Source organism: Paenibacillus sp. DRB1-1 (assembly GCF_052119485.1).
Taxonomy (GTDB): domain Bacteria; phylum Bacillota; class Bacilli; order Paenibacillales; family Paenibacillaceae; genus Paenibacillus; species Paenibacillus polymyxa_B.
Map to the genome: position 1 here is coordinate 525,947 of NZ_JBODQH010000001.1, position 18,612 is coordinate 544,558.

22 protein-coding genes and 1 tRNA gene are annotated in these 18,612 nt (G+C 46.1%); 6 read left to right on the forward strand and 17 right to left on the reverse strand.

Annotated elements, in window-relative coordinates; genetic code table 11:
- Nucleotides 1–90: 90 nt before the first annotated feature.
- A complete protein-coding gene (locus tag ACQW03_RS02310) occupies nt 91–282 on the reverse strand; it encodes a YqzE family protein (protein ID WP_023988052.1) in 192 nt (63 codons plus the stop codon).
- Between the two features lie 290 nt (nt 283–572).
- On the opposite strand from ACQW03_RS02310, the gene ACQW03_RS02315 reads away from it, so the two are divergent.
- A complete protein-coding gene (locus tag ACQW03_RS02315) occupies nt 573–1,334 on the forward strand; it encodes an N-acetylmuramoyl-L-alanine amidase (protein ID WP_104495931.1) in 762 nt (253 codons plus the stop codon).
- Here the strand turns inward: ACQW03_RS02315 and ACQW03_RS02320 are convergent.
- From ACQW03_RS02320 to ACQW03_RS02330, 3 genes are all read right to left on the reverse strand, one after another.
- Nucleotides 1,309–2,244 carry a divergent polysaccharide deacetylase family protein gene (locus ACQW03_RS02320; RefSeq protein ID WP_441948086.1) on the reverse strand — a complete coding sequence of 312 codons (936 nt, stop codon included), beginning with the start codon at nt 2,242–2,244 and terminating at the stop codon, nt 1,309–1,311. The two genes, ACQW03_RS02315 and ACQW03_RS02320, sit on opposite strands and share 26 nt — an antisense overlap.
- Before the next feature lie 125 nt (nt 2,245–2,369).
- Nucleotides 2,370–2,882, reverse strand: a complete 513-nt coding sequence (gene msrA, locus ACQW03_RS02325) for a peptide-methionine (S)-S-oxide reductase MsrA (RefSeq protein ID WP_071640281.1) — start codon at nt 2,880–2,882, stop codon at nt 2,370–2,372.
- Between the two features lie 279 nt (nt 2,883–3,161).
- Nucleotides 3,162–3,245, reverse strand: a tRNA-Leu gene (locus ACQW03_RS02330).
- Nucleotides 3,246–3,467: 222 nt separating this feature from the next.
- Between ACQW03_RS02330 and ACQW03_RS02335 the strand changes: the two genes are divergently transcribed.
- Nucleotides 3,468–4,004, forward strand: coding sequence for a hypothetical protein (locus tag ACQW03_RS02335; RefSeq protein ID WP_076292572.1), 537 nt, complete (start codon nt 3,468–3,470; stop codon nt 4,002–4,004).
- 143 nt (nt 4,005–4,147) lie between these two features.
- On the opposite strand, the gene ACQW03_RS02340 is transcribed toward ACQW03_RS02335, so the two are convergent.
- The 5 genes from ACQW03_RS02340 to ACQW03_RS02360 all read right to left on the reverse strand — a co-directional run bounded on the left by ACQW03_RS02340 (nt 4,148) and on the right by ACQW03_RS02360 (nt 6,665).
- Nucleotides 4,148–4,477 carry a carboxymuconolactone decarboxylase family protein gene (locus ACQW03_RS02340; RefSeq protein ID WP_013309744.1) on the reverse strand — a complete coding sequence of 110 codons (330 nt, stop codon included), beginning with the start codon at nt 4,475–4,477 and terminating at the stop codon, nt 4,148–4,150.
- Nucleotides 4,478–4,594: 117 nt separating this feature from the next.
- A complete protein-coding gene (locus ACQW03_RS02345; protein WP_025720071.1) occupies nt 4,595–4,816 on the reverse strand; it encodes a hypothetical protein in 222 nt (73 codons plus the stop codon).
- 140 nt (nt 4,817–4,956) lie between these two features.
- Nucleotides 4,957–5,301 (reverse strand): hypothetical protein, encoded by a 345-nt coding sequence (locus ACQW03_RS02350; RefSeq protein ID WP_007429850.1) that lies wholly within the window; start codon nt 5,299–5,301, stop codon nt 4,957–4,959.
- A 101-nt stretch (nt 5,302–5,402) separates the two neighbouring features.
- Entirely contained in the window at nt 5,403–5,975 is a 573-nt protein-coding gene (locus ACQW03_RS02355; protein ID WP_013309742.1) for a xanthine phosphoribosyltransferase, read from the reverse strand.
- Nucleotides 5,976–6,059: 84 nt separating this feature from the next.
- Entirely contained in the window at nt 6,060–6,665 is a 606-nt protein-coding gene (locus tag ACQW03_RS02360; protein WP_071640277.1) for a DedA family protein, read from the reverse strand.
- A 140-nt stretch (nt 6,666–6,805) separates the two neighbouring features.
- On the opposite strand from ACQW03_RS02360, the gene ACQW03_RS02365 reads away from it, so the two are divergent.
- Nucleotides 6,806–7,912 carry a YkvI family membrane protein gene (locus ACQW03_RS02365; RefSeq protein WP_076292571.1) on the forward strand — a complete coding sequence of 369 codons (1,107 nt, stop codon included), beginning with the start codon at nt 6,806–6,808 and terminating at the stop codon, nt 7,910–7,912.
- Here the strand turns inward: ACQW03_RS02365 and ACQW03_RS02370 are convergent.
- On the reverse strand, nt 7,909–9,033 hold the full coding sequence (locus ACQW03_RS02370; RefSeq protein ID WP_023988040.1) for a glycosyltransferase family 4 protein: 1,125 nt from the start codon (nt 9,031–9,033) through the stop codon (nt 7,909–7,911). The two genes, ACQW03_RS02365 and ACQW03_RS02370, sit on opposite strands and share 4 nt — an antisense overlap.
- Nucleotides 9,034–9,239: 206 nt before the next feature.
- Between ACQW03_RS02370 and ACQW03_RS02375 the strand changes: the two genes are divergently transcribed.
- Nucleotides 9,240–10,421, forward strand: coding sequence for a GGDEF domain-containing protein (locus ACQW03_RS02375; RefSeq protein WP_441948091.1), 1,182 nt, complete (start codon nt 9,240–9,242; stop codon nt 10,419–10,421).
- Between the two features lie 125 nt (nt 10,422–10,546).
- Here the strand turns inward: ACQW03_RS02375 and ACQW03_RS02380 are convergent, their stop codons facing one another.
- Together ACQW03_RS02380 and ACQW03_RS02385 are read right to left on the reverse strand one after the other, a co-directional pair.
- Nucleotides 10,547–11,329 (reverse strand): pseudouridine synthase, encoded by a 783-nt coding sequence (locus tag ACQW03_RS02380; protein WP_071640273.1) that lies wholly within the window; start codon nt 11,327–11,329, stop codon nt 10,547–10,549.
- Nucleotides 11,326–12,990: an RsmB/NOP family class I SAM-dependent RNA methyltransferase gene (locus tag ACQW03_RS02385; protein ID WP_441948093.1), complete on the reverse strand. Its 1,665-nt coding sequence runs from the start codon at nt 12,988–12,990 to the stop codon at nt 11,326–11,328. Before ACQW03_RS02385 ends, ACQW03_RS02380 begins: the two co-directional genes overlap by 4 nt.
- A gap of 163 nt (nt 12,991–13,153) precedes the next feature.
- Between ACQW03_RS02385 and ACQW03_RS02390 the strand changes: the two genes are divergently transcribed.
- The gene (locus ACQW03_RS02390; protein ID WP_013309735.1) at nt 13,154–13,681 is read left to right on the forward strand and encodes a thioredoxin family protein; all 528 of its coding nucleotides are present in this window, start codon (nt 13,154–13,156) and stop codon (nt 13,679–13,681) included.
- Between the two features lie 84 nt (nt 13,682–13,765).
- On the opposite strand, the gene ACQW03_RS02395 is transcribed toward ACQW03_RS02390, so the two are convergent.
- Genes ACQW03_RS02395 through ACQW03_RS02405 form a run of 3 tightly spaced genes read right to left on the reverse strand, consistent with a single transcriptional unit; the run spans nt 13,766 to nt 16,277 of the window.
- Nucleotides 13,766–14,335, reverse strand: a complete 570-nt coding sequence (locus ACQW03_RS02395) for a DUF309 domain-containing protein (RefSeq protein WP_441948095.1) — start codon at nt 14,333–14,335, stop codon at nt 13,766–13,768.
- On the reverse strand, nt 14,336–15,148 hold the full coding sequence (locus ACQW03_RS02400) for a GTP pyrophosphokinase (protein WP_023988035.1): 813 nt from the start codon (nt 15,146–15,148) through the stop codon (nt 14,336–14,338).
- Between the two features lie 34 nt (nt 15,149–15,182).
- Nucleotides 15,183–16,277 (reverse strand): quinone-dependent dihydroorotate dehydrogenase, encoded by a 1,095-nt coding sequence (locus tag ACQW03_RS02405; RefSeq protein WP_025720086.1) that lies wholly within the window; start codon nt 16,275–16,277, stop codon nt 15,183–15,185.
- A gap of 218 nt (nt 16,278–16,495) precedes the next feature.
- On the opposite strand from ACQW03_RS02405, the gene ACQW03_RS02410 reads away from it, so the two are divergent.
- A complete protein-coding gene (locus ACQW03_RS02410) occupies nt 16,496–16,642 on the forward strand; it encodes a hypothetical protein (protein WP_023988033.1) in 147 nt (48 codons plus the stop codon).
- A 27-nt stretch (nt 16,643–16,669) separates the two neighbouring features.
- Here ACQW03_RS02410 and ACQW03_RS02415 read toward each other — a convergent pair whose 3' ends face one another.
- Together ACQW03_RS02415 and ACQW03_RS02420 are read right to left on the reverse strand one after the other, a co-directional pair.
- Entirely contained in the window at nt 16,670–18,094 is a 1,425-nt protein-coding gene (locus ACQW03_RS02415) for a L,D-transpeptidase (RefSeq protein ID WP_441948098.1), read from the reverse strand.
- Between the two features lie 267 nt (nt 18,095–18,361).
- The gene (locus ACQW03_RS02420) at nt 18,362–18,604 is read right to left on the reverse strand and encodes a ferredoxin (protein WP_023988031.1); all 243 of its coding nucleotides are present in this window, start codon (nt 18,602–18,604) and stop codon (nt 18,362–18,364) included.
- Nucleotides 18,605–18,612 lie beyond the last annotated feature (8 nt).

An 18,612-nucleotide genomic window follows, 5' to 3' on the forward strand; every position in this document is an offset into this window, starting at 1 on the left:
AACACGCAAAATGATTCGGAATGATCCCTACAACACAAAAAGAGACCTCAAATGGCATACCCTATGCCTCTTGTGGTCTCTTTGGCGAGTTTAATGTCGCTCTCTTCTTTCTCTGCGTGTGGATTTCATCCACATTTTCAGAGCCAGAGGCAACATGCCAAACCATTTGCTCACCCACGGCTCTCTGGCTTGTTTTTGACTGCGCCGGACATCACGCGGCGTTTCCATATAGCGAACAATCCGCTGCGTAATATACGTCACCAGTTCGTCACTCTTCGCCATCCTCCACGACCTCCTCCATTCTGCCCCTATCATGTCCATTCACATTGCTTGGAAATATCGGATTTACACGTTAGGTGCAGATACAACTAGCTTGCTCATTTTCCAAAAGGTCTAACCCCTGTGGGAATACCTATGCATGGTTTCCCTTAAATGGAACATACTATCTTCAACATAACAGTTGCCTCAAGGCTAATTGTTATGTTTGAAGGCAGCTACGCTGCATTAGATTTGATGTCTGTTATGCATGGTTTTTCAGTAAACAATTAATTCGTCCACTGGAGGAATAGAACGTGCGAAAAAAAAAGTTAAACAAGATATGGCTGAAAGGGCTGGGGTTGAGTCTATGCATCCTTTGTAGTGCTGTATTTGCCCCATTTACCTATATAGCTGCTCAGCCCAACGAGAAGAATAGCGAACCGAACAAGTATATAGAGGGTCCATCCAACGTACATTCGTCCTTTCACGCTTTTGCCAAGCCCGTTGTCCTGATTGATGTAGGCCATGGCGGTGTGGATGGTGGAACAAGTCATAAAGGGCTTTTGGAAAAAGATATCAATCTCGCCATTGCTCAAAAGCTGTACTTGATCTTACGCTCCCAGGGCTACCCTGCTGTCCTGAATCGGGACAAGGACTACGCACTGAGTGACGATAACCGTTGGTTGCAGTCCAAATCCCGGCACCTTAAAGACCTGGCTCAACGTAAAAGTCTAACAGAACAACTGCCCACCGCTTTGGTTGTAAGCCTGCATGTCAATTGGACCAAACGTACCGAAAAACGGGGACCCATTGTGCTGTATCAGGATGAAGGCAGCAGCTATCTGTTGGCTGAACGGATTCAACATTCATTAAACCGCTTATTTTGCATGAATAGAGAAACAGTGTACGGAAAACCCTTTTATCTTCTGAATAAAATCCAGCATCCTGCTGTAATTGTGGAAACCGGATTTATAAGTAACGAACAGGACAGAGCTATGCTTTCCGAGGATCGTGGTCAAAAAAGCATTGCTGAAGCTGTTGCCGAAGGCATTATTGCGCATCTGACGGCATGGTAGTGTTGGTGGCTGGGTCTCCAGTCCATCCCCATACAGCACGCACCAAATCGCTAATACCCACAAATTTGGCGTGCTCCTTTAGCTTGGGAACCGATGAATGAAGAGCCGAGGATGTATACATGCCAGACACGCCAACGTGCCCAATCGTTACGCATGTATCGTGCTCGTCCAGCCACTCAACTACTTTTGTAAGTTGCCGATTCACATGAGCGAGTGTATGGACATCATCCAGGAAAACATCATTGCGTACTGGTGGCATTCCCTTTTTAGCGGCAAGTTCAGGCACCACTGACCAATAATTAGTACGGCTGTCGACAAAAAATAGTCCATGCTCCTTACAAACATCAAGAACAATAGACATAATGCGTTTATCCGAAGTGACCTTGGAACCCATGTGGTTGTTCATTCCTATCGCATAAGGAACATCCTTTATAGCTGCTGTCACCTTAGCGCGTACTTCTTCATCCGTCATATTTGCCTTAATTGCTCCGGGTCCAAGCCATTCGGGCTTTCCCTGCTTTGGTTCCATCGGAAGATGGACGATGACATCATGACCACGCTTATGCGCTTCCATAGCGTCCTGCTTGGTTGTAGGCAGGAAAGGCATCACAGCCACGGTAATCTTAACGGGTAAATTTAAAATTTGCTCAGTCCCTTTCATATTATTTCCCAGATCGTCGATAATGACGGCAACCATCTTTTGCGGCACGGCCTGTTTGTCTAATGCTTTTGCAACACCAGTACTATAGACCATGAATAACATGCATACCGAAATACAGAGTACTACGGTTCTCCGAATTTTAGAGCTTGAATGGAATACAGGTACATAAGCTGGCTCTTTCCGGCCGCGAGATGCCTTTAAAGCCTTTTTTATTATGTTTCTCATGTGTAGCTTCCGTCGTGTGCTCATTGCGGGTCAGCCTCCTTCTCTGTCCCTTCATTGTGTGAGTAACCTCGTCTAAATATGTATAAGGCAGATCCATGGAATACTCCCTGATCTGCCTTATCGTGCGTAGAAACGTATATTAAAGCCGCTTACCAGTTCTTATCAATAAATTCATCACGGCCTGATTGGGCCCGATCTTCCTTATAGTGCTTCACGTTTTTCTTGTGGAAATCCTGATGATAATCCTCTGCCGGATAAAAAATCGAAGCAGGAAGGATCTCCGTTACAATTGGCTTATCAAAGCGTCCACTTTGTGCCAACTGCTCCTTGGACTGTTGCGCAAGCTCACGTTGCTGCTCTGTATGATAAAAAATTGCGGGTTTATACTGTGTACCTCGGTCCTGAAATTGACCTTCCCCGTCGGTAGGATCTGTTTGCGGCCAATATAATTCGAGCAGCTTTTCATAAGGAAACAGCTCAGGCTCAAAAGTAATCTGCACCACCTCGTAGTGACCTGTAGTTCCTGTTTTAACCTGCTCGTAGGTCGGATCGGGAATCGTTCCTCCAGTGTATCCTGACACAATGCCATGAATGCCCGGCTGTTCTTCAAACGGAGTCACCATACACCAGAAGCATCCACCTGCAAAAGTTGCTTTCTCCATCTTACATCCAACCTTTCAAATACTTCATCATAAAGTGCGTTATTTTCTATCATATCTTAAAAGATAACCTTATAAAAGAATTGTTTATAAACTTGAGGATTTTGCAAAATCCTGACTTAAATGAAATCAAGTAATTTGTCAGAATCCTTTATTGAAATCCATAGTTTGCGTGAAGACAAGAAACATGTTCAGCTTAGACTATGAGCAAATCCCCAGAAATATAAGAAAAAGGTCTCTAAAACTGCTACGAGAGCAATTCTATAGACCTTTTCTAATGGATGCGGTCGAGAGGACTCGAACCTCCACGGGGGTTAGCCCACACGGACCTGAACCGTGCGCGTCTGCCAATTCCGCCACGACCGCATATAAGTTGTCTTTTATCCTCGAAAGAGCAATCTTTCTTAGTGACAAGATAGATCATACCATGCCTATATCAAGATGTCAAACCTTTTATGTTCGTTAATTTTCTCTTGATAAAAAAGGAATAATAAACTAAAATAAGAACATAGGTTCCCGGGAACAAAAGTTCCTTTTCTTCAATCGGTTATGAATTATCATCACATTTTCCTAAGGCGGTGAATGGTAATGACCTCTTTAGATACTACTCAGCATGAATGGTCTCTTGTGAAAAGTTATCTGCTCCTTACCTTTATTCAAAAAGTATTTGAGCGGGACAGCCTAATTCTTGAAGAAAGCGGTATGCTGAAAACCCCTGATCTTTATGTCGAAATGGTTAACGCAGGTGTAGATCGTACCGGAATCCTGCTGTCTGAAATAAAACATGAATTTAATAAATATCACATTCATGTTCTGGACATACAACAAAACCACTCCGGCATTCACGCCACCTATATAAGTAAAGGCAATCAAGAGCAGTTCAGTATGGGAATGCCAGCATTCCGCAAAGAAATGTATGAGCGGATGCGAGCATATCTGGGGCTCCCAACCTCTATGCCCCATACAGCTGCCCTTCCTTTACTAGAGAAACATCGCCCCGAATTACCAAACAATTCAACTTCCAAACCTCTACGCGTCGTTGAACGAAGTTTGGTTACATCCTCTTTGGCCTATAAGCGTAAAACGTCTCGCCCTGCTGCTTTTGCTGCAAGTAGAAGAGCATAATCCCCGCACAACAAACATGAAAAAGAAAAAAAGCTTCCGCAGACACCAACTGTGCTCGGAAGCTCCTTTCCATATTCATCATATATCCTAATCGATCTATAACCGCTATGACGAAGTATAAGCTCATCAATTACTAATTCGCCTTATTGCAACGCCTTCTGTACACGCGTAACCCCTTGACTTAGAGCATGTCCTCCACCTACTGCCGCGGCCACAGCAATGGTCTCCATAATTTCCTGATCACTTGCTCCTTTGGACCGCGCCTCGTCCACGTGATAAAACGTGCATACTTCATTGTTGGCAAATAAGCCAATGCCTAGCGCAATCAGTTGCTTGGTTTTCTCATCTAAGCTGCCGGCTTGAAAGCACTCTCCAGTAAAGCGATGATATGCATGAACTACCTCGGGCAACTGATCTTCCAAATGGCTGATTTGATCCTTGTATGCATGTACTTTTTCGTCCATAACCGTCATTGACACAGCACGTCCTCTCTGTTGGATTTTCCATCATTACTGTGTCCGATTTAGAGTTTCTGTATGCCTAATGAATCACCCAGTTATTTTTATCCAACACCCATTTGGAACCCATTCCTAATCCAGATCTATCGGATTGTGACGCGGCTCGCTGAACGACTGGTATGTATAGCTACGATCCAATTTGACCACACGTCGATTCTGTCGGCGAATAAGCACTTGTTCATCATCCCATGCCAGTACAATGCCAACAACATCGTTGGACTCCAATCCATCGCGTACGACACGCACCTTTTCACCGGAGAGTCGATAAGCATCCAATTCTTCGTCCATAATCATCCTTGTCCCCTCCTTATTTACTTTTTTAACACAGCGACCATGATTCTATATACATGAAAAAAGTTTAAAAAGAGACCTAATCGAATCATTTAGGTCTCTTCTCTCTTACTACTTATATGGATTGCCAACAGAGCGACAAATTATCCCGACTGATTTACACTGTGATCATGTTCTTTTGTATCGTTCTTCTCGTACCAGAAGTCCAGCACTTGTGCAGACAACACTCGCTGATCTACATACTCCACTTGGTGAGCAGTAAATTCTTCTTTCCAAGAGAAGGACAATTCTTCGCATAGGTTAACCAACGTCAACAACTCAGACCAGGCCACATAGCGTTTATACCAAAAAAACTGAGGATGTTCAATCATATAGGGATACAAATCGTCGAATTCCGTATGCTTACAATCCAAGGCACGCTCAAAGTGTACTTTAGCCGCTGCCAGTTTTTCCAGAAAAAACTGTTCGGTCAATTGTTCTTTCCCCATGTTGCTGCCTCCTCTCCAAAACCTTATCTATATTATAAGCGAAATTGAAGCTCATGCAAAGGTTATTATTAGAAATAAGGATCAGGAGTTTTGAATTGTTACTATTCAGCAAACTCAATCTTGCCGTCAGCTAACGACGAAATTTTGACCAATGACTCTACACGAATACCTTGCTCACGGATGGTTCTCGCTCCGGCCTGAAAGCTTTTTTCCACCGCGACACCGAATCCAACCAACTCCGCTCCGGAGCGTTGAATGATTTTAACCATGCCTCGCGCCGCATCACCATTAGCGATAATATCATCAATGAACAGAACACGATCATCTTCGTGAATAAATTGACGAGACAGCATAATATCCGTAACAATACCTTTAGTAAACGAAGGTACGCGTTCACACAGCGCGTCTGGATCAGCTAATAGGGTCTTTTTACGACGAGCGAATACCAACGGTACACCCAATTCCAATGCTGTCGCAAACCCGATGGCAATGCCTGAGGACTCCACGGTCACTACTCTGGTGATCTTCTCTTCCCGGAAACGTGCTGCAAACTCTCGTCCCATTGCCATTGTCAGCTCTGGATCAACCTGGTGATTAAGCAAACCATCCAGCTTCAGCACCTGATCTGATGCAATCACGCCTTCATTTAAAATTCGTTTCTTTAATACTTCCATTACATGACCTCCCACGGCATTCCTATGCGGTAAAAGTACCATACTTCACCCGCCGCTTTCAAGCTATAGCTGCTTTCCATGCGGTCAGTTGACATTTTTTTTACGCTTGTTCCAGAACCATGCGGTGATTCCTCCCACAACGATTAAAAGAATAACGACCAGCCCTATCCGATGCGTCACCTTCTCCATTAGCTTCGCCACCTGCTCCCAATGCATGCCCACCGCATGTCCAATCCCCAAAAATGTACCGCACCACAGCAAAGCTCCTGCTGACGCATAACTGATATAGCGAAAAACGCCTAGACGGGTTGTACCTGCTAGATATGAGGATACATGTCTCAAGCCGGGGACAAAATATCCGAACAGGATTCCCCAGGTACCATAGCGCCCAAACCAATTTTCAGAAGAGGCAATTCTAGAAGGCGTAAGCCTCACCCATTTTCCGTATCGATGCAAAAGTGGTTTGCCCAGCAGACGCCCCAGTGTGTAGCTAAGCATCATACCCGTCATACTACCGAAAAATGTGACTGCCAGTGCGGCAATGAAGTTGTAGTGCCCTTGAGACACGAGCCCGCCGAAGGCGATCATTAGCACTTCGTCGGGTATAGGCATACCCGCTACTCCAAGTGCAAGCAAGCCGAACATTGCCAAATATCCGTATTCCAGTATCCATGCAAGGATTTGACCCATAAATTACGCTCCCGTCAAGCTATTCATTAATTCACCTTAATTATTTTCAGTCTCATCCAGTCATGTCCTATTTCAGTTGAACATAGTTTGTATTATATGCTCGCTGCAGCGTTATTCAAGCAGGCAAGGAGGGACTGGGGATGAAACGTAATATTCATGTTTTTCAGATTGCTTTTACATACATCGGTACAATCGTCGGTGCCGGCTTTGCTACCGGACAAGAAATTCTGCAATTTTTTACGCAGTACGGTCGTTGGGCTACACTCACTATTATGCTATCCACAATCATATTTGTATGGTTGGGTACGAAAATGATGCTGATCGCTCATGATATTTCAGCCAAATCCTACGAGGACCTGAACAAACATCTTTTTGGCGCCAATGCCGGGAAATGGATTAGCTGGTTCACACTCATCGTGCTGATTGGCGTAAACAGCGTCATGCTGGCAGGAGCCGGCTCTGTTTTTGTAGAACACCTTCACCTGCATTACCAAACCGGACTTCTTATTACACTGATTGGAACTTATTTGCTGCTAAGTAAAGGCATCAAAGCCATCTTGCACATGAATACTGTGGTTGTCCCTTTGATGATCATTATGTCTCTTCTGCTCGTTCACAGCACGCTCTCCATGCCCAATCCTCAGAGTTTTATTACGAATACGACAGATCACAGTACATTTCGAACCTTGCTCTCTCCACTGCTATACACGTCCTTCAACCTAACTATGGCCCAAGCCGTGCTTGTACCACTTGGCAGCCAAACCTTTTCCCGAAGAACCATCCGCTGGGGCGGAGTTTTGGGAGGAATTGGTGTCGGATTTATGCTGATGGCTGCGCACTTTGCCATGTCAGCACATATGCCAGGCATTCAGCAATTTGAAATCCCTATGGGAAGCATTGCTTACCGTCTGGGTGCCTTTGTCGAAATCATATACATTCTACTCATTTTCATGGAAATCTTCAGTACCTTTGTAGCCGACATTTATGGAGTCAGTCTGCAAATTCGTCAGCATGTCCAAATTTCGCCCAAGCTCATCACACTATTCATTATGCTCACCTGTTTTTTAATCAGTCAGTTCGGCTTCAGTTCACTATTATCTGTCCTTTATCCTATTTTCGGAATGCTCAGTCTGATGTGGGTTAGTAAACTGATCATAGCAGGACGCGGGAGACCTTTCCGGTCCTCACGTCCTCGCTCCAGCTTTTGGCATTCCGATTCCAAGCCAGGTGATACTCGTCATGGTTAATGTGGAAATTTCAAATACATTTTCTTCAATTCGTTAACCGCCCGACTTAAAGAATAGCTTGATTTAGCCTTATCGCAGGCAGATCTAGCCAGCTCATAACGATAGGCAGGGTCAGCAATGACCTTCTCTAAAGCGTCTGCCAGTGCCCTCGGATTGTCGGGTGGCACGAGCAGGCCATTTACCCCATCCTCAATCTGCTCCGGTATTCCTCCCACTTCTGTACCTACCAATGCCAGACAACTCAACGCTGCTTCCGCAAATACCGAACCAAAGGCCTCCGCCCGAGAAGGCAAAACAAATACATCAAAGAAAGGCATAAACTCTTCTGGATGAAGGGTATATCCATAAAAAATCGTCTCATGGTATATATCGAGCTGTCGTGCCATCTCTTCCAGCTCAGGGCGAACCGGACCGTCTCCAATAATATGAAGCACAAATTCCAGATTTCTTTTTTTAAGTTCAGCACAGGCCCGCAATAAAATATCCAGTCCTTTCGCCGGAACAAGGCGGCAAACAGTTATGAGCTGTGTCACTTCATTTTCGTGTGGAATGGGCTTGAAGCGCTTCTCATCATATCCGTTCGGAATGACTGCAATGTCTTGCGGATTCTGAACGTAAGGAGTTAAGTAATGCTGAAAAGAATGAGATACCGCTATCAATCGATCCGCCTTCTGCTCCATTTCCCCATACAGTGACACTAAGAATTGGTGTTCAGGCCCGTTCTCCTCTATTTTCCCGTTTAGAATTAACTCCTTCTCATAGGAAGAGTGAATCGTCTGTACGAGCGGAATGTCAGGAAAAACAGTTTTCATGGCGATTCCGGCAATAGGATGATGGGCATGAATGAGGTCATAGGGCTTCTGAATACGAAGCCGTGTCCACCACAAATAGTCACGGTACGTCTGAATATATTTCTGGACGATTGGATATTGTTCATATCTCGTCCAGTCAAAGGTATCAAAAGTTACTTCGTCCCTACCCTTGTTACGAATCCGTTTAGGGATTGAAAATAGCTCCATTTCCCAACGGGGGGATGTAAATCGCTCTTGCAGATATGGAATCATGGATGAAACGCCTCCCGGTTGCTCGGGTGGGAAAAAGAGAGCCTGTAGCAATTTCATGACGTGCTTCCCCTTTCAAGCATTAAACTGCCCGGATCACAGATTGTATGTATAGGTTTCCGGATTTTCTGAAAGATGATATATTGAAAATAAATGTTAGTCACAAAAGAAAATTATAACATTTTAAATGGAATAAATCCTGTCTATTGTATCGGAACGATATCATCCGTTCAATAGATTGACTACTTTTGCAAATGGAGTCGGTGATGTTGTCGTTGTTGTCCTTATCGGGAACCTTGGGTTTCCCATCTCTAGCCGGGGCCGTAAGTGCAGCCTGCGGTTTGTATATTATACTCATGATGGCACTGATGTGCGTGATCATATATAGCAGACAACGAAAAAAAGCCTATATCCTTTTTTCGGTTGCCGCTATTATTATTATGACATATGAAGCCATGAATCTCTATTCAGCAGGCGGAGGCAAGATGCAACTCCAAGGAATCGTGTGGAAAAATGCGCTGGAGGCGTCTGCCTTCGTGCTCATCAATGCCGCTGTATTTCAACTCTACCGGAAGCTGAAACGTGTGCAGACATGGACCTTGATGCTGCTGGGTGCGTTATTGATATTGCCGGTTATTGCCTGGACTGCAGGTTTGTTGCCCGCTTGGATCAGCGCAGCGAAACTCGTTGGGTTCACTCTGTTTTATCGAATACTGGTACTTATACTGAGCCTTGTGTTCATAACCCCACGAATCGGGCAGCCAAAGAAGTATGTAGCGGGCTTATTCATGTATTTGCTCTGGCTCGGCTATTTGTGGCTGCGAAATGACATCCCTGAAAAAGCAGGCAGTTCAAACGCTGTCCTATATATGTCATTTTTACCATTGCTGTACTACACTACGTTGTTCATCATCCTGTTTGAACGAATTGTGGAGCTGCTCCAAAGGATTTACCGTTCTTCCATCACCGATGGTCTGACAGGGCTGTACAACCGTAAATACTTTTCGGGCCGACTTCGGCGATATATGGATCAAGGAATCCGCGTGTCGGTCATTTTTTGCGATATTGACAATTTCAAAAAGCTGAATGATACACAGGGCCATGCTCGTGCGGATGAAGTACTCAAACAGGTCGCACAGATTATGGAGGATGAACTGGATGAAATCGGACTGACCGGACGATACGGTGGCGAGGAACTGGTCGCAATGGTTGTGGACCGACGTGCCAAGGTTGGACATGTTGCAGAACGTATCCGCGAGCGGGTCGCGGAAGAAAGCATTGTCACGATCAGTGTCGGACACAGTACAGTGAAGAAGGAAATGAACCCGGATGAACTGGTCAAGCAGGCCGATCAAGCAATGTACATATCTAAAACGACAGGTAAAAACAAGGTTACAGCTTATAAAGCAGCCGAAGTGAAAAAGAGTCGGGCAGCACGCGCACAATAATTCGTAACCTGCGATTCAGTGTTGAACGTTGAGTTTGAATAATTCTCTGTCTGGTTGCCTATATCATAAAATGACGCACAGGAATCTCATAAGAGCCTGTGCGTCATTTATATTTAATCTGACTATCAAACTTCTGACGTCGCAGATGCTATATCCCGGCCGATCCATGCCAGTTCTTCACTAGTCAGCTCTCGATAGCTGCCCATTGGAAGCTGTTCATCCAGCTTCAATGGCCCCATGGCCGTTCTTTTCAAATAGGTCACCTTTTTACCAACCGCCTCGAACATACGCTTTACTTGATGAAACTTACCCTCATGGATTACAAGCGAAATATAGGAAATAACTTCTCCATCTGCCTGGTACGGATGTTCGTGACGAAGAATGGTCAACTGCGAGGGAAGGGTAACATACCCATCATCCAGTTCCACTCCTGCTGTAAATTGATGAATATCCTCCTCCGTGACATGACCAGACACGGTAGCCTCATACGTTTTAGGGACATGCCGCCGTGGAGAAAGTAGTTCGTGCGCTAGCTTACCATCGTTGGTCAACAACAATAGTCCTTCTGTATCTTTATCTAAGCGTCCTACTGGAAAGGGCTCAAAATGTCGTTCTTCCGCACTCAGCAAATCCAGCACCGTCCGCTCCCTTGTATCTTCAGTTGCAGATATGACGCCCGGTGGCTTGTGCAGCATGATGTAAATATACTCCCGAAAAACAACACGTTCCCCGTTCACTTCAATCTGATCCTGATAGGGATGAACCTGTAAGCCGCTATCCTTAGTGGTTCTCCCGTTTACCGTGATCATCCCTTGCTTCACCTGTCTCTTGATATCACTACGGGAGCCATATCCCATATGGGTTAAAACTTTGTCCAAACGTTGCGTTTGTCTCCCTTTTCCACTCATACCGATGTCCACCTCCAGCCTGTAGGGTATTCATTTTTGAGCATGCCGTCCTGCCATTTGCCCCACCCAGCCGAATAACCATCAATGCACACGAGAGTATAGCCTTTGGGCTGGACTTCGTTCCGCAGTGCCATTCTCTCAACGGGGATGGACAAGGTCTCACCTTTTAAATACCGGATGGCCTCAGCATCTGAACTGGAGAGATCGATGCTTCTAACCGCATCTGAAGGGCGTAATGCCACCGCCAGCGGGTGTGAAGGCACAAAGCGACCATTCTTGTCGGTACCCATAAACCAGCCTGGTCGCACCACCTTAAGGCCATCCAAACGATGTGATGCCAGTGGCGACTGATAAATGCGATCTCCGTAAACCACCGTATAGCCTGTTAAGCACACCTCCAGCTGCTCCTTCACAAATTGGTGATAGGACTCCAGCACATCCTGTGGGGAGCGTGCAGCGGATTTTACATTCTCTTTGCCAGAACGAGACTTATTGCCACCCAAGCCGCGCGCGGACTTTCCTTTACCGGACTTCCCGTCCATTCCTTTACCACTTCGTTTAGGCTCACCAGTCACATGTCTTCCTTGACCGCTTGGCGTCAGCGCTTCCTTGACGGACAAAAGCTGCTTCTTCCGTGGATACGCTGCATCTATGTTCAACGCCCTGTCATCCTTGTCCTCAAATGGAGTCAAATCCTCTGATTCAGTGTGATCTTCTGTCCCAGTGACACGACCACCCTGGTGTTGCAACACAGCGATAAAATGGCCTTCTCCCTCTACGAGATGCGGCCAAAGGCGTGCTGTTCCCCGCAGTTCGGGGTGTGCTGCCGCGACATCTTCACTCATCCATTCCGGGTGGCCTGGTGCAAAGCCTGCTTCCGATGGAACAGGGACTACGTCAAAATCGGGATGAGCCTCCAGAAATTCTGCGATCATTCCTTCATTTTCTTCTGGCGCAAAGGTGCAGGTCGAATAGACAATTCTCCCTCCTGCGCTCAGCATTGAGGCCGCTACACGCAAAATGTCCCGTTGCATGACTACACATTTATCCACCGAATGCGTTTCCCATTGTTTTGCCATATCCTCATCCTTGCGGAACATACCTTCTCCCGAGCAAGGTGCGTCAATTAGTATCTTGTCAAAAAAATGTGGAAAGGCAGCGGCGATTCGATCCGGGCTTTCATTCAGTACCACGGCATTACGCACACCGTACAATTCCACATTTTTAGCCAACGCTTTGGTTCGGTCCGTGCTAATATCATTTGTCACCAATACGCCGCTTCCTTGTAGTTTGGCAGCTATTTGGGTCGATTTGCCGCCCGGTGCAGCACACAAGTCCAATACAGCTTCGTCCTGAGCTACATTGAGCAGCTCAACTGGAGACATTGCACTCGGTTCCTGTACATAGTACAGCCCCGCATGGTAGTAAGGATGTAATCCCGGCTTTGTACCGTGCGGAATGTAAAAACCCGTGGCACACCACGGAATAGGCCGCAGTTCGAAAGGAGAACGTTCCTTAAAGTCCTCCATCGGAATTTTTAACGTATTGACGCGAATCCCGGCATGGGGCATGTGGTCATAGGCGGTCATAAATGCTTCAAATTCGTCGCCGAGCAATTGCTCCATGCGCTTTACAAATGCTGTGGGGAGCTGTACACCCATAATCGTAATCATCCTGTCCTTTTAAAATAAATTTTATTGTACCATATTCAACCTGTTATCCTGCAATATCGGTGTGATTTACAAACTTTCACTACATGCTGTAATGTTGTATAATAATGAGATTCATAGCTACATATTTTGAATTTTGATAGGAGAGATTGCATTGAACGCACAAAAATCCAACAAAAAAAAGCTTATACCTGTCATCGGCTTTTTTGTTGTGCTGGTCATTTTGCTTGGAGTGCTGCTCGCTTTAAATTCAGGCACTAAAAACAAGCTGTATGGCGTTTCCACAGCCTCGTTAAATCCTGCTACTCAAGAGTTGCTGAATGACCCGAACTATCAACAAATTATTAAGCCGGAAGATCTACAGAGCAAAATTGACAAAAAGGAAAACTTTTTCGTCTATCATTTCGCGTCCGACTGTGTGCATTGCCGCGCCACTACTCCCAAGCTCTTACCTTTGAGCAAGCAGGAGAACATCACGATGCACGAATTTAACCTGCGTGAGTATGAGGATGGCTGGGACAAGTATAAGATTGAGTATACCCCTACGCTCATTTATTACGAAAAAGGCGTGGAAAAGGAACGTATGGTAGGCGGGTTGAAGGAAAGTCCTTCGGACAATGGGTACACACTCGACGATTTCAAAGCCTTCTTTGAGAAATATAAAAAGAACGTAACCTCCTAGTCAAACGTTCACACACCTGAAACGATAAAGCAGCCCGATCCCCATGAAACGGATCGGGCTGCTTGCTTATCATGTGCTTTAAACTCAAGGCGCATCCTTCGTTTCCACCGAGACAGAGCCTGATCCGCCAGCGGCCTGTCTTCGCCTAATTGAAGCTTCCAGCGCCTCCTGACGCTGCTCATGCTTTTCCCCACGCCGAGGACCTCTCTGCTGCGGGATGTTGACTGGAATGGACGACGATGCCTTCTCCACGGCCCGGCGCAACCCGGGCTCGACGATTTCAATCGTCAAATCCCGATAAACCGGCGGTTGGTGCTGAAGCACTTCCGTGCAGGTCATAACAGCTTCAGCAAGCTGACGGGCGCAAACGCGCGCCTCGTCCACCAGTTTCGCCATATTAATGCCCAGCGTCTGCGAAGGAGCATGTTCCAGCCGGTGGACCGCACTATCCAGCATCATATGTCCACCACGATAGTTACCATTTCGAAAATGATACAGTCCTACAGCAACTTGCAGCAAACCTTTATATACAGGGTCACGGTCCAGCTTAAGCCACAGCTCTTCCAGTACCTCATGACATTCAAAGTAATCCCGATCCCGATTGAAGTATACCAAATAAGTCACGTACAGCGGTTCGTAGGAAAGGTTTGCCATTTAATATTCATCCCTGTCTTCTTCCTTGGTAGAGGCTTCTAGCATCTCTTTAACCTCATCGTGAAGCAGCTTGATTCCTTCCATGTCGTGCCGTTCCCACAGTTCATTAAATCTGCGCTGCGCATCAATCGTTTCACTGATCTTATGGTAGAAATACAGCCGATGCATACCTGTTAGCACTTTGGATACGATATTGGCTTCATCCTCGAACTTTTTCTGCGCTTCCAATATTTCAAGACGCATGGAAGACATCTCATTATCCAATACAAAAGCTGCCTCAGCTGCCTTTTTCAACCGTGTGCGCATATTATCAGGCAAGCTTTCACGATACTTATAGCTAAGAGAATGCTCTATGGTTGCCCAAAAATTCATAGCCAAAGTACGGATTTGAATCTCTGCCAGCACGATTTTCAGCCCCACTGCTGTTTGAACCGGATACTCCACAATCATATGAAAGCTGCGATAGCCGCTGTCTTTATAATTGGTGATATAGTCCTTTTCATACAGTACGGTCAAATCCTTACGTCTTCTGATATATTCGGCCACCCGCCGAATATCCTCTACAAATTGACACATAATGCGAATGCCTGCAATATCCTCGATTCCCGTCTCCAGCTGATCAGAAGGAACCTGTAATCTCTTCGCCTTATCGAGGATGCTTGATATTTTTTTAACCCGTCCGGTTACGAATTCGATAGGAGCGTATTCCTCGCGCTTTTTCAGCTCCGCACGCATTGTTTTGAACTTGACCTTAAGCTCTTCCACCGCCTGATCGTATGGCAGTAAAAATGTTCCCCAGTCTCTTCCGTCCATCCCCGTACCTCCTGTCTCTTCCGACAACACTTTTTTATCTGTGATCTGCACCAACAGCCTCGTTAATGTGTCTAAAGCCGTCCTTTCGAAGCAGCTCACGCAGGCCAGCATGTATAGCCCTATTCACTTCCGGCCCTTCGTAGATCAATGCTGTATAAATTTCAATCAGGCTTGCGCCTGCTTTAATTTTGTCATAGGCATCACGACTCGTGAAGATGCCGCCTGATCCGATAATAGGCAGCTTACCTTCCGTCTGGCGGTACACCCGTCCGATGACCTCTGTGGAACGGTCACGCAGCGGCTTACCACTCAGCCCTCCTGTTTCACTCGCATTTCGGTGCGTCAGACCAGCTCTGGATATTGTTGTATTGGTCGCAATAATGCCGTCTACTCCACTGGCAGCAATCGCATCTGTCATATATTCCAATTCCTCATCCGATACATCCGGCGCAATTTTAACCAGTACAGACTTGGCATTGCCATACTTTTTCGCCTGGACTCCCATCTCTGCCCGAACCGCTTCCAATAACGACTTCAGTTCATGACCATGCTGGAGCTTTCGTAAATCCGGCGTATTCGGCGAGCTAATATTCACTACAAAGAAGTCCGCATACGGATACAGTGCGGAAATACACTTTTCATAGTCCTTATGAGCATCCTCATTGGGCGTGATTTTATTTTTACCGATATTAACTGCGACCGGAACAGGTCGATGTTTGAGTGCAGCCAGACGTTTGGCCATGCTCTCAGCACCCAGATTGTTAAAGCCCATCCGATTGACTAACGCCTCATCGGGAGGCAGCCGGAACAAACGGGGCCGATCATTGCCGGGCTGTCCCACAGGTGTCACCGTACCCACTTCCATAAATCCAAACCCGATAGAAGAAAAACCAGTAACCGCTTCTGCATTTTTATCCAGTCCTGCAGCCAGTCCAATCGGGTTGGGAAAATGAATGCCAAACAGATCAACGGCAAGATCCTCCGTTTCCTTGACTCCGTACATCCCTCGCAGTGTCGCTGCTCCACCAGGAAGTGAGCCCGCATGTTTTAAGCCGTCAATGACTACATGATGGGCCGTCTCTGGACTCATTTTAAAAAAAACAGGTTTCGCAATCCTTCGATACAACACGATTCATCCACTCCGTTCTATGCCCTTGCACAATCCTAAAAAAACATCTCTACAAAATAGTTTAGCTTTTTCCATACCAAAAAGAAAGTAATTTGCGAGGTGCAGTATCAGAACAATTCAGTTGTCATGGAGATGTCATTGAAAATGTATAATCAAACCATTTACAATGGACATAGTAAGACAAGACCTTAGCCCGTTAGAAAAGAGGGATTGCTGATATGAAGACCAAGCGCAAGCCGCCCAGTCTGCAAAAGAAAAAGGATGAGGTGAACAAGAAAGCGATTGTATGGACCGCCGTCAGCTTTGTTCTCCTCATCATTGTGATTATTCTGGTCATTGTTTTAGCACAAGCAGGAAATCGTTAAACACCAAGTAGCAATAGCATCAAAACGTTAATTTAGCCAGTGATAGGTTTTGCGGGGATTTGTCTGGTCACGCTGCGGCTCACTCGTAAATCGAGAACCAGGCACAAGCACTTGATCAGGCAATCCCCCGTTACCAATGACCACCTCCGTACCCGAAGGTACGAGTGCAAACAATTCCTCCACATCCTCTTTCCCCATTCGGACGCAACCCAACGACTCATTTTTGCCAATGCTGTCCGGCTCGTTCGTGCCATGAATGGCATAATTCGTTGCAGACAGTTGCATTCCACGACTACCAAACTCACCGTTGGATTTGCCGTTCGGATTTACTACTTTATCGGTAATCACAAATTTCCCTTCTGGTGTTCTTTCTCCACCCAAACCGATAGGATAATTTCGAATAAGTACATTGCCACTTACCAGAGCGAGCCTGTGCTTGGATTTGTCCACCACAATTCGCAGCGGTTGCCCTAGAAAAGGTCGTCCGTGCAATGACGATGCCAGTAATGGACTTCTTTCGGCCGACGAGTCAGCGTCTAAATCTACTGCCTTCCCTGTTCCCTGTCCAGGTGAAGCAAGTAAATTACGCATAGGTGTAAAAGCCTTCTTCATCCCGTCTGTCATACCGTACATCGTGTTAGCGGGAAAGTCTCGAGTCAGTTCATCAAGACTCTGGGGAAGACGTTGATGCTGTGAGCGAAAAGCACGCATGGAGCTATTCAACACAGCTAATTCCTCCTGTCCAGCAGCCCATTTCAGACCTGCTTTGCGAAGATTTTCACTGTCTGACGGCTTGCAAGCACACGCAGCGGCGTCGTAAGACTGAACAGCTAATCCGCCGTTTCCTTTGTTCTGTACACTAAGTAATGGCTTCATACCCTCTCTCCAGAGCAGCCACGAGCCCCCTTGCTCCATGCCCAACACCGTAGTCTTGGACGGCAAGCGGCTAGTCTTAGCCAACATATCAGTAAGCCCCGTTCCAGCTCCACTCCCTTTTCGAGCTTGAGCCGTAAACACACCACCAACCACACCGATCTGGGCCATCCCCTTCTGATCAGCAGTGGCCACTTTCGTAACTTCAATATTATCAATTGCTGCCTGCTCAGTTCCGGATGGAACAGATGTATTTTCATTTGAAGGTCTCGGTGAATTGGCTGAAGGAACCCATATGAGCAGTAGTACCATTAACGCAGTTAACAGGTGGCGTGTTCGAGCCGTCCTTCGCTCCTTCTCCTTGGACATCTGAACCAGTTTATCCTGATATTCCATCCATACGTCTGCCGGAATCTGTTTATGCTCGAAGGCTTCGAACACTTCTCCTGCGCGATTGAAGCAATAATTTGCCTTCCCCTCCTGACCGCTGCTCTCATACTCTTTGCCGAGTAAATACCAGGCCATTTTATTATCAGGGTGTTTTTTTACATACGATTTAAGATGAGGCGAATGGTTCATCGGATCCTCCTGATCGTGTAATCTTGCATACTTCCTATTATGTATATCGGTAAAAATAGACTCGATGAACAGCGCATAAAAAAACGTCTATCGATGAACTTTCACGGAAGCCAGACCCGCGTTTGGCAGAAGTTTTTCTTGTGATTATAGAATGGCTCAGCTCCGCTGAACCATTTATAATCTAAAAAAAACAGCACCAACAGCTTACTTTCACCGTTATACGGCGAAGGGAGCTGTCGGTGCTGTGCCTATCAAAGAAGACTACGCTTAACCTTCTTTATTGAACGGCTCGTCTGCTACTTTAATGGAATCTGTAGGGCAACCGTCACAAGCATCCTGCATATCATCAAACAAATCATCCGAGATTGCCTTGATGCCTTGGTTTGCATCCCCTTCAAAGATCACTTCAGCCAAACCTTCATCATCATAATCATAAATGTCAGGTGCTGTAGCGCCACAGGCTCCGCAAGCAATGCATGTATCTTTTTCTACCCAAGTGTATTTAGCCATAACTTTTC

What these genes read in the sequence shown, in the direction of transcription:
- ACQW03_RS02310 (WP_023988052.1), bottom strand. Translation starts at nt 282, where the DNA reads ATGGCGAAGAGTGACGAACTGGTGACGTATATTACGCAGCGGATTGTT.
- ACQW03_RS02320 (WP_441948086.1), bottom strand. Translation starts at nt 2,244, where the DNA reads ATGAGCACACGACGGAAGCTACACATGAGAAACATAATAAAAAAGGCT.
- msrA (WP_071640281.1), bottom strand. Translation starts at nt 2,882, where the DNA reads ATGGAGAAAGCAACTTTTGCAGGTGGATGCTTCTGGTGTATGGTGACT.
- ACQW03_RS02335 (WP_076292572.1), top strand. Translation starts at nt 3,468, where the DNA reads ATGACCTCTTTAGATACTACTCAGCATGAATGGTCTCTTGTGAAAAGT.
- ACQW03_RS02340 (WP_013309744.1), bottom strand. Translation starts at nt 4,477, where the DNA reads ATGACGGTTATGGACGAAAAAGTACATGCATACAAGGATCAAATCAGC.
- ACQW03_RS02345 (WP_025720071.1), bottom strand. Translation starts at nt 4,816, where the DNA reads ATGATTATGGACGAAGAATTGGATGCTTATCGACTCTCCGGTGAAAAG.
- ACQW03_RS02350 (WP_007429850.1), bottom strand. Translation starts at nt 5,301, where the DNA reads ATGGGGAAAGAACAATTGACCGAACAGTTTTTTCTGGAAAAACTGGCA.
- ACQW03_RS02355 (WP_013309742.1), bottom strand. Translation starts at nt 5,975, where the DNA reads ATGGAAGTATTAAAGAAACGAATTTTAAATGAAGGCGTGATTGCATCA.
- ACQW03_RS02360 (WP_071640277.1), bottom strand. Translation starts at nt 6,665, where the DNA reads ATGGGTCAAATCCTTGCATGGATACTGGAATACGGATATTTGGCAATG.
- ACQW03_RS02365 (WP_076292571.1), top strand. Translation starts at nt 6,806, where the DNA reads ATGAAACGTAATATTCATGTTTTTCAGATTGCTTTTACATACATCGGT.
- ACQW03_RS02370 (WP_023988040.1), bottom strand. Translation starts at nt 9,033, where the DNA reads ATGAAATTGCTACAGGCTCTCTTTTTCCCACCCGAGCAACCGGGAGGC.
- ACQW03_RS02375 (WP_441948091.1), top strand. Translation starts at nt 9,240, where the DNA reads ATGTTGTCGTTGTTGTCCTTATCGGGAACCTTGGGTTTCCCATCTCTA.
- ACQW03_RS02380 (WP_071640273.1), bottom strand. Translation starts at nt 11,329, where the DNA reads ATGAGTGGAAAAGGGAGACAAACGCAACGTTTGGACAAAGTTTTAACC.
- ACQW03_RS02385 (WP_441948093.1), bottom strand. Translation starts at nt 12,990, where the DNA reads ATGGGTGTACAGCTCCCCACAGCATTTGTAAAGCGCATGGAGCAATTG.
- ACQW03_RS02395 (WP_441948095.1), bottom strand. Translation starts at nt 14,335, where the DNA reads ATGGCAAACCTTTCCTACGAACCGCTGTACGTGACTTATTTGGTATAC.
- ACQW03_RS02400 (WP_023988035.1), bottom strand. Translation starts at nt 15,148, where the DNA reads ATGGACGGAAGAGACTGGGGAACATTTTTACTGCCATACGATCAGGCG.
- ACQW03_RS02410 (WP_023988033.1), top strand. Translation starts at nt 16,496, where the DNA reads ATGAAGACCAAGCGCAAGCCGCCCAGTCTGCAAAAGAAAAAGGATGAG.
- ACQW03_RS02415 (WP_441948098.1), bottom strand. Translation starts at nt 18,094, where the DNA reads ATGAACCATTCGCCTCATCTTAAATCGTATGTAAAAAAACACCCTGAT.
- ACQW03_RS02420 (WP_023988031.1), bottom strand. Translation starts at nt 18,604, where the DNA reads ATGGCTAAATACACTTGGGTAGAAAAAGATACATGCATTGCTTGCGGA.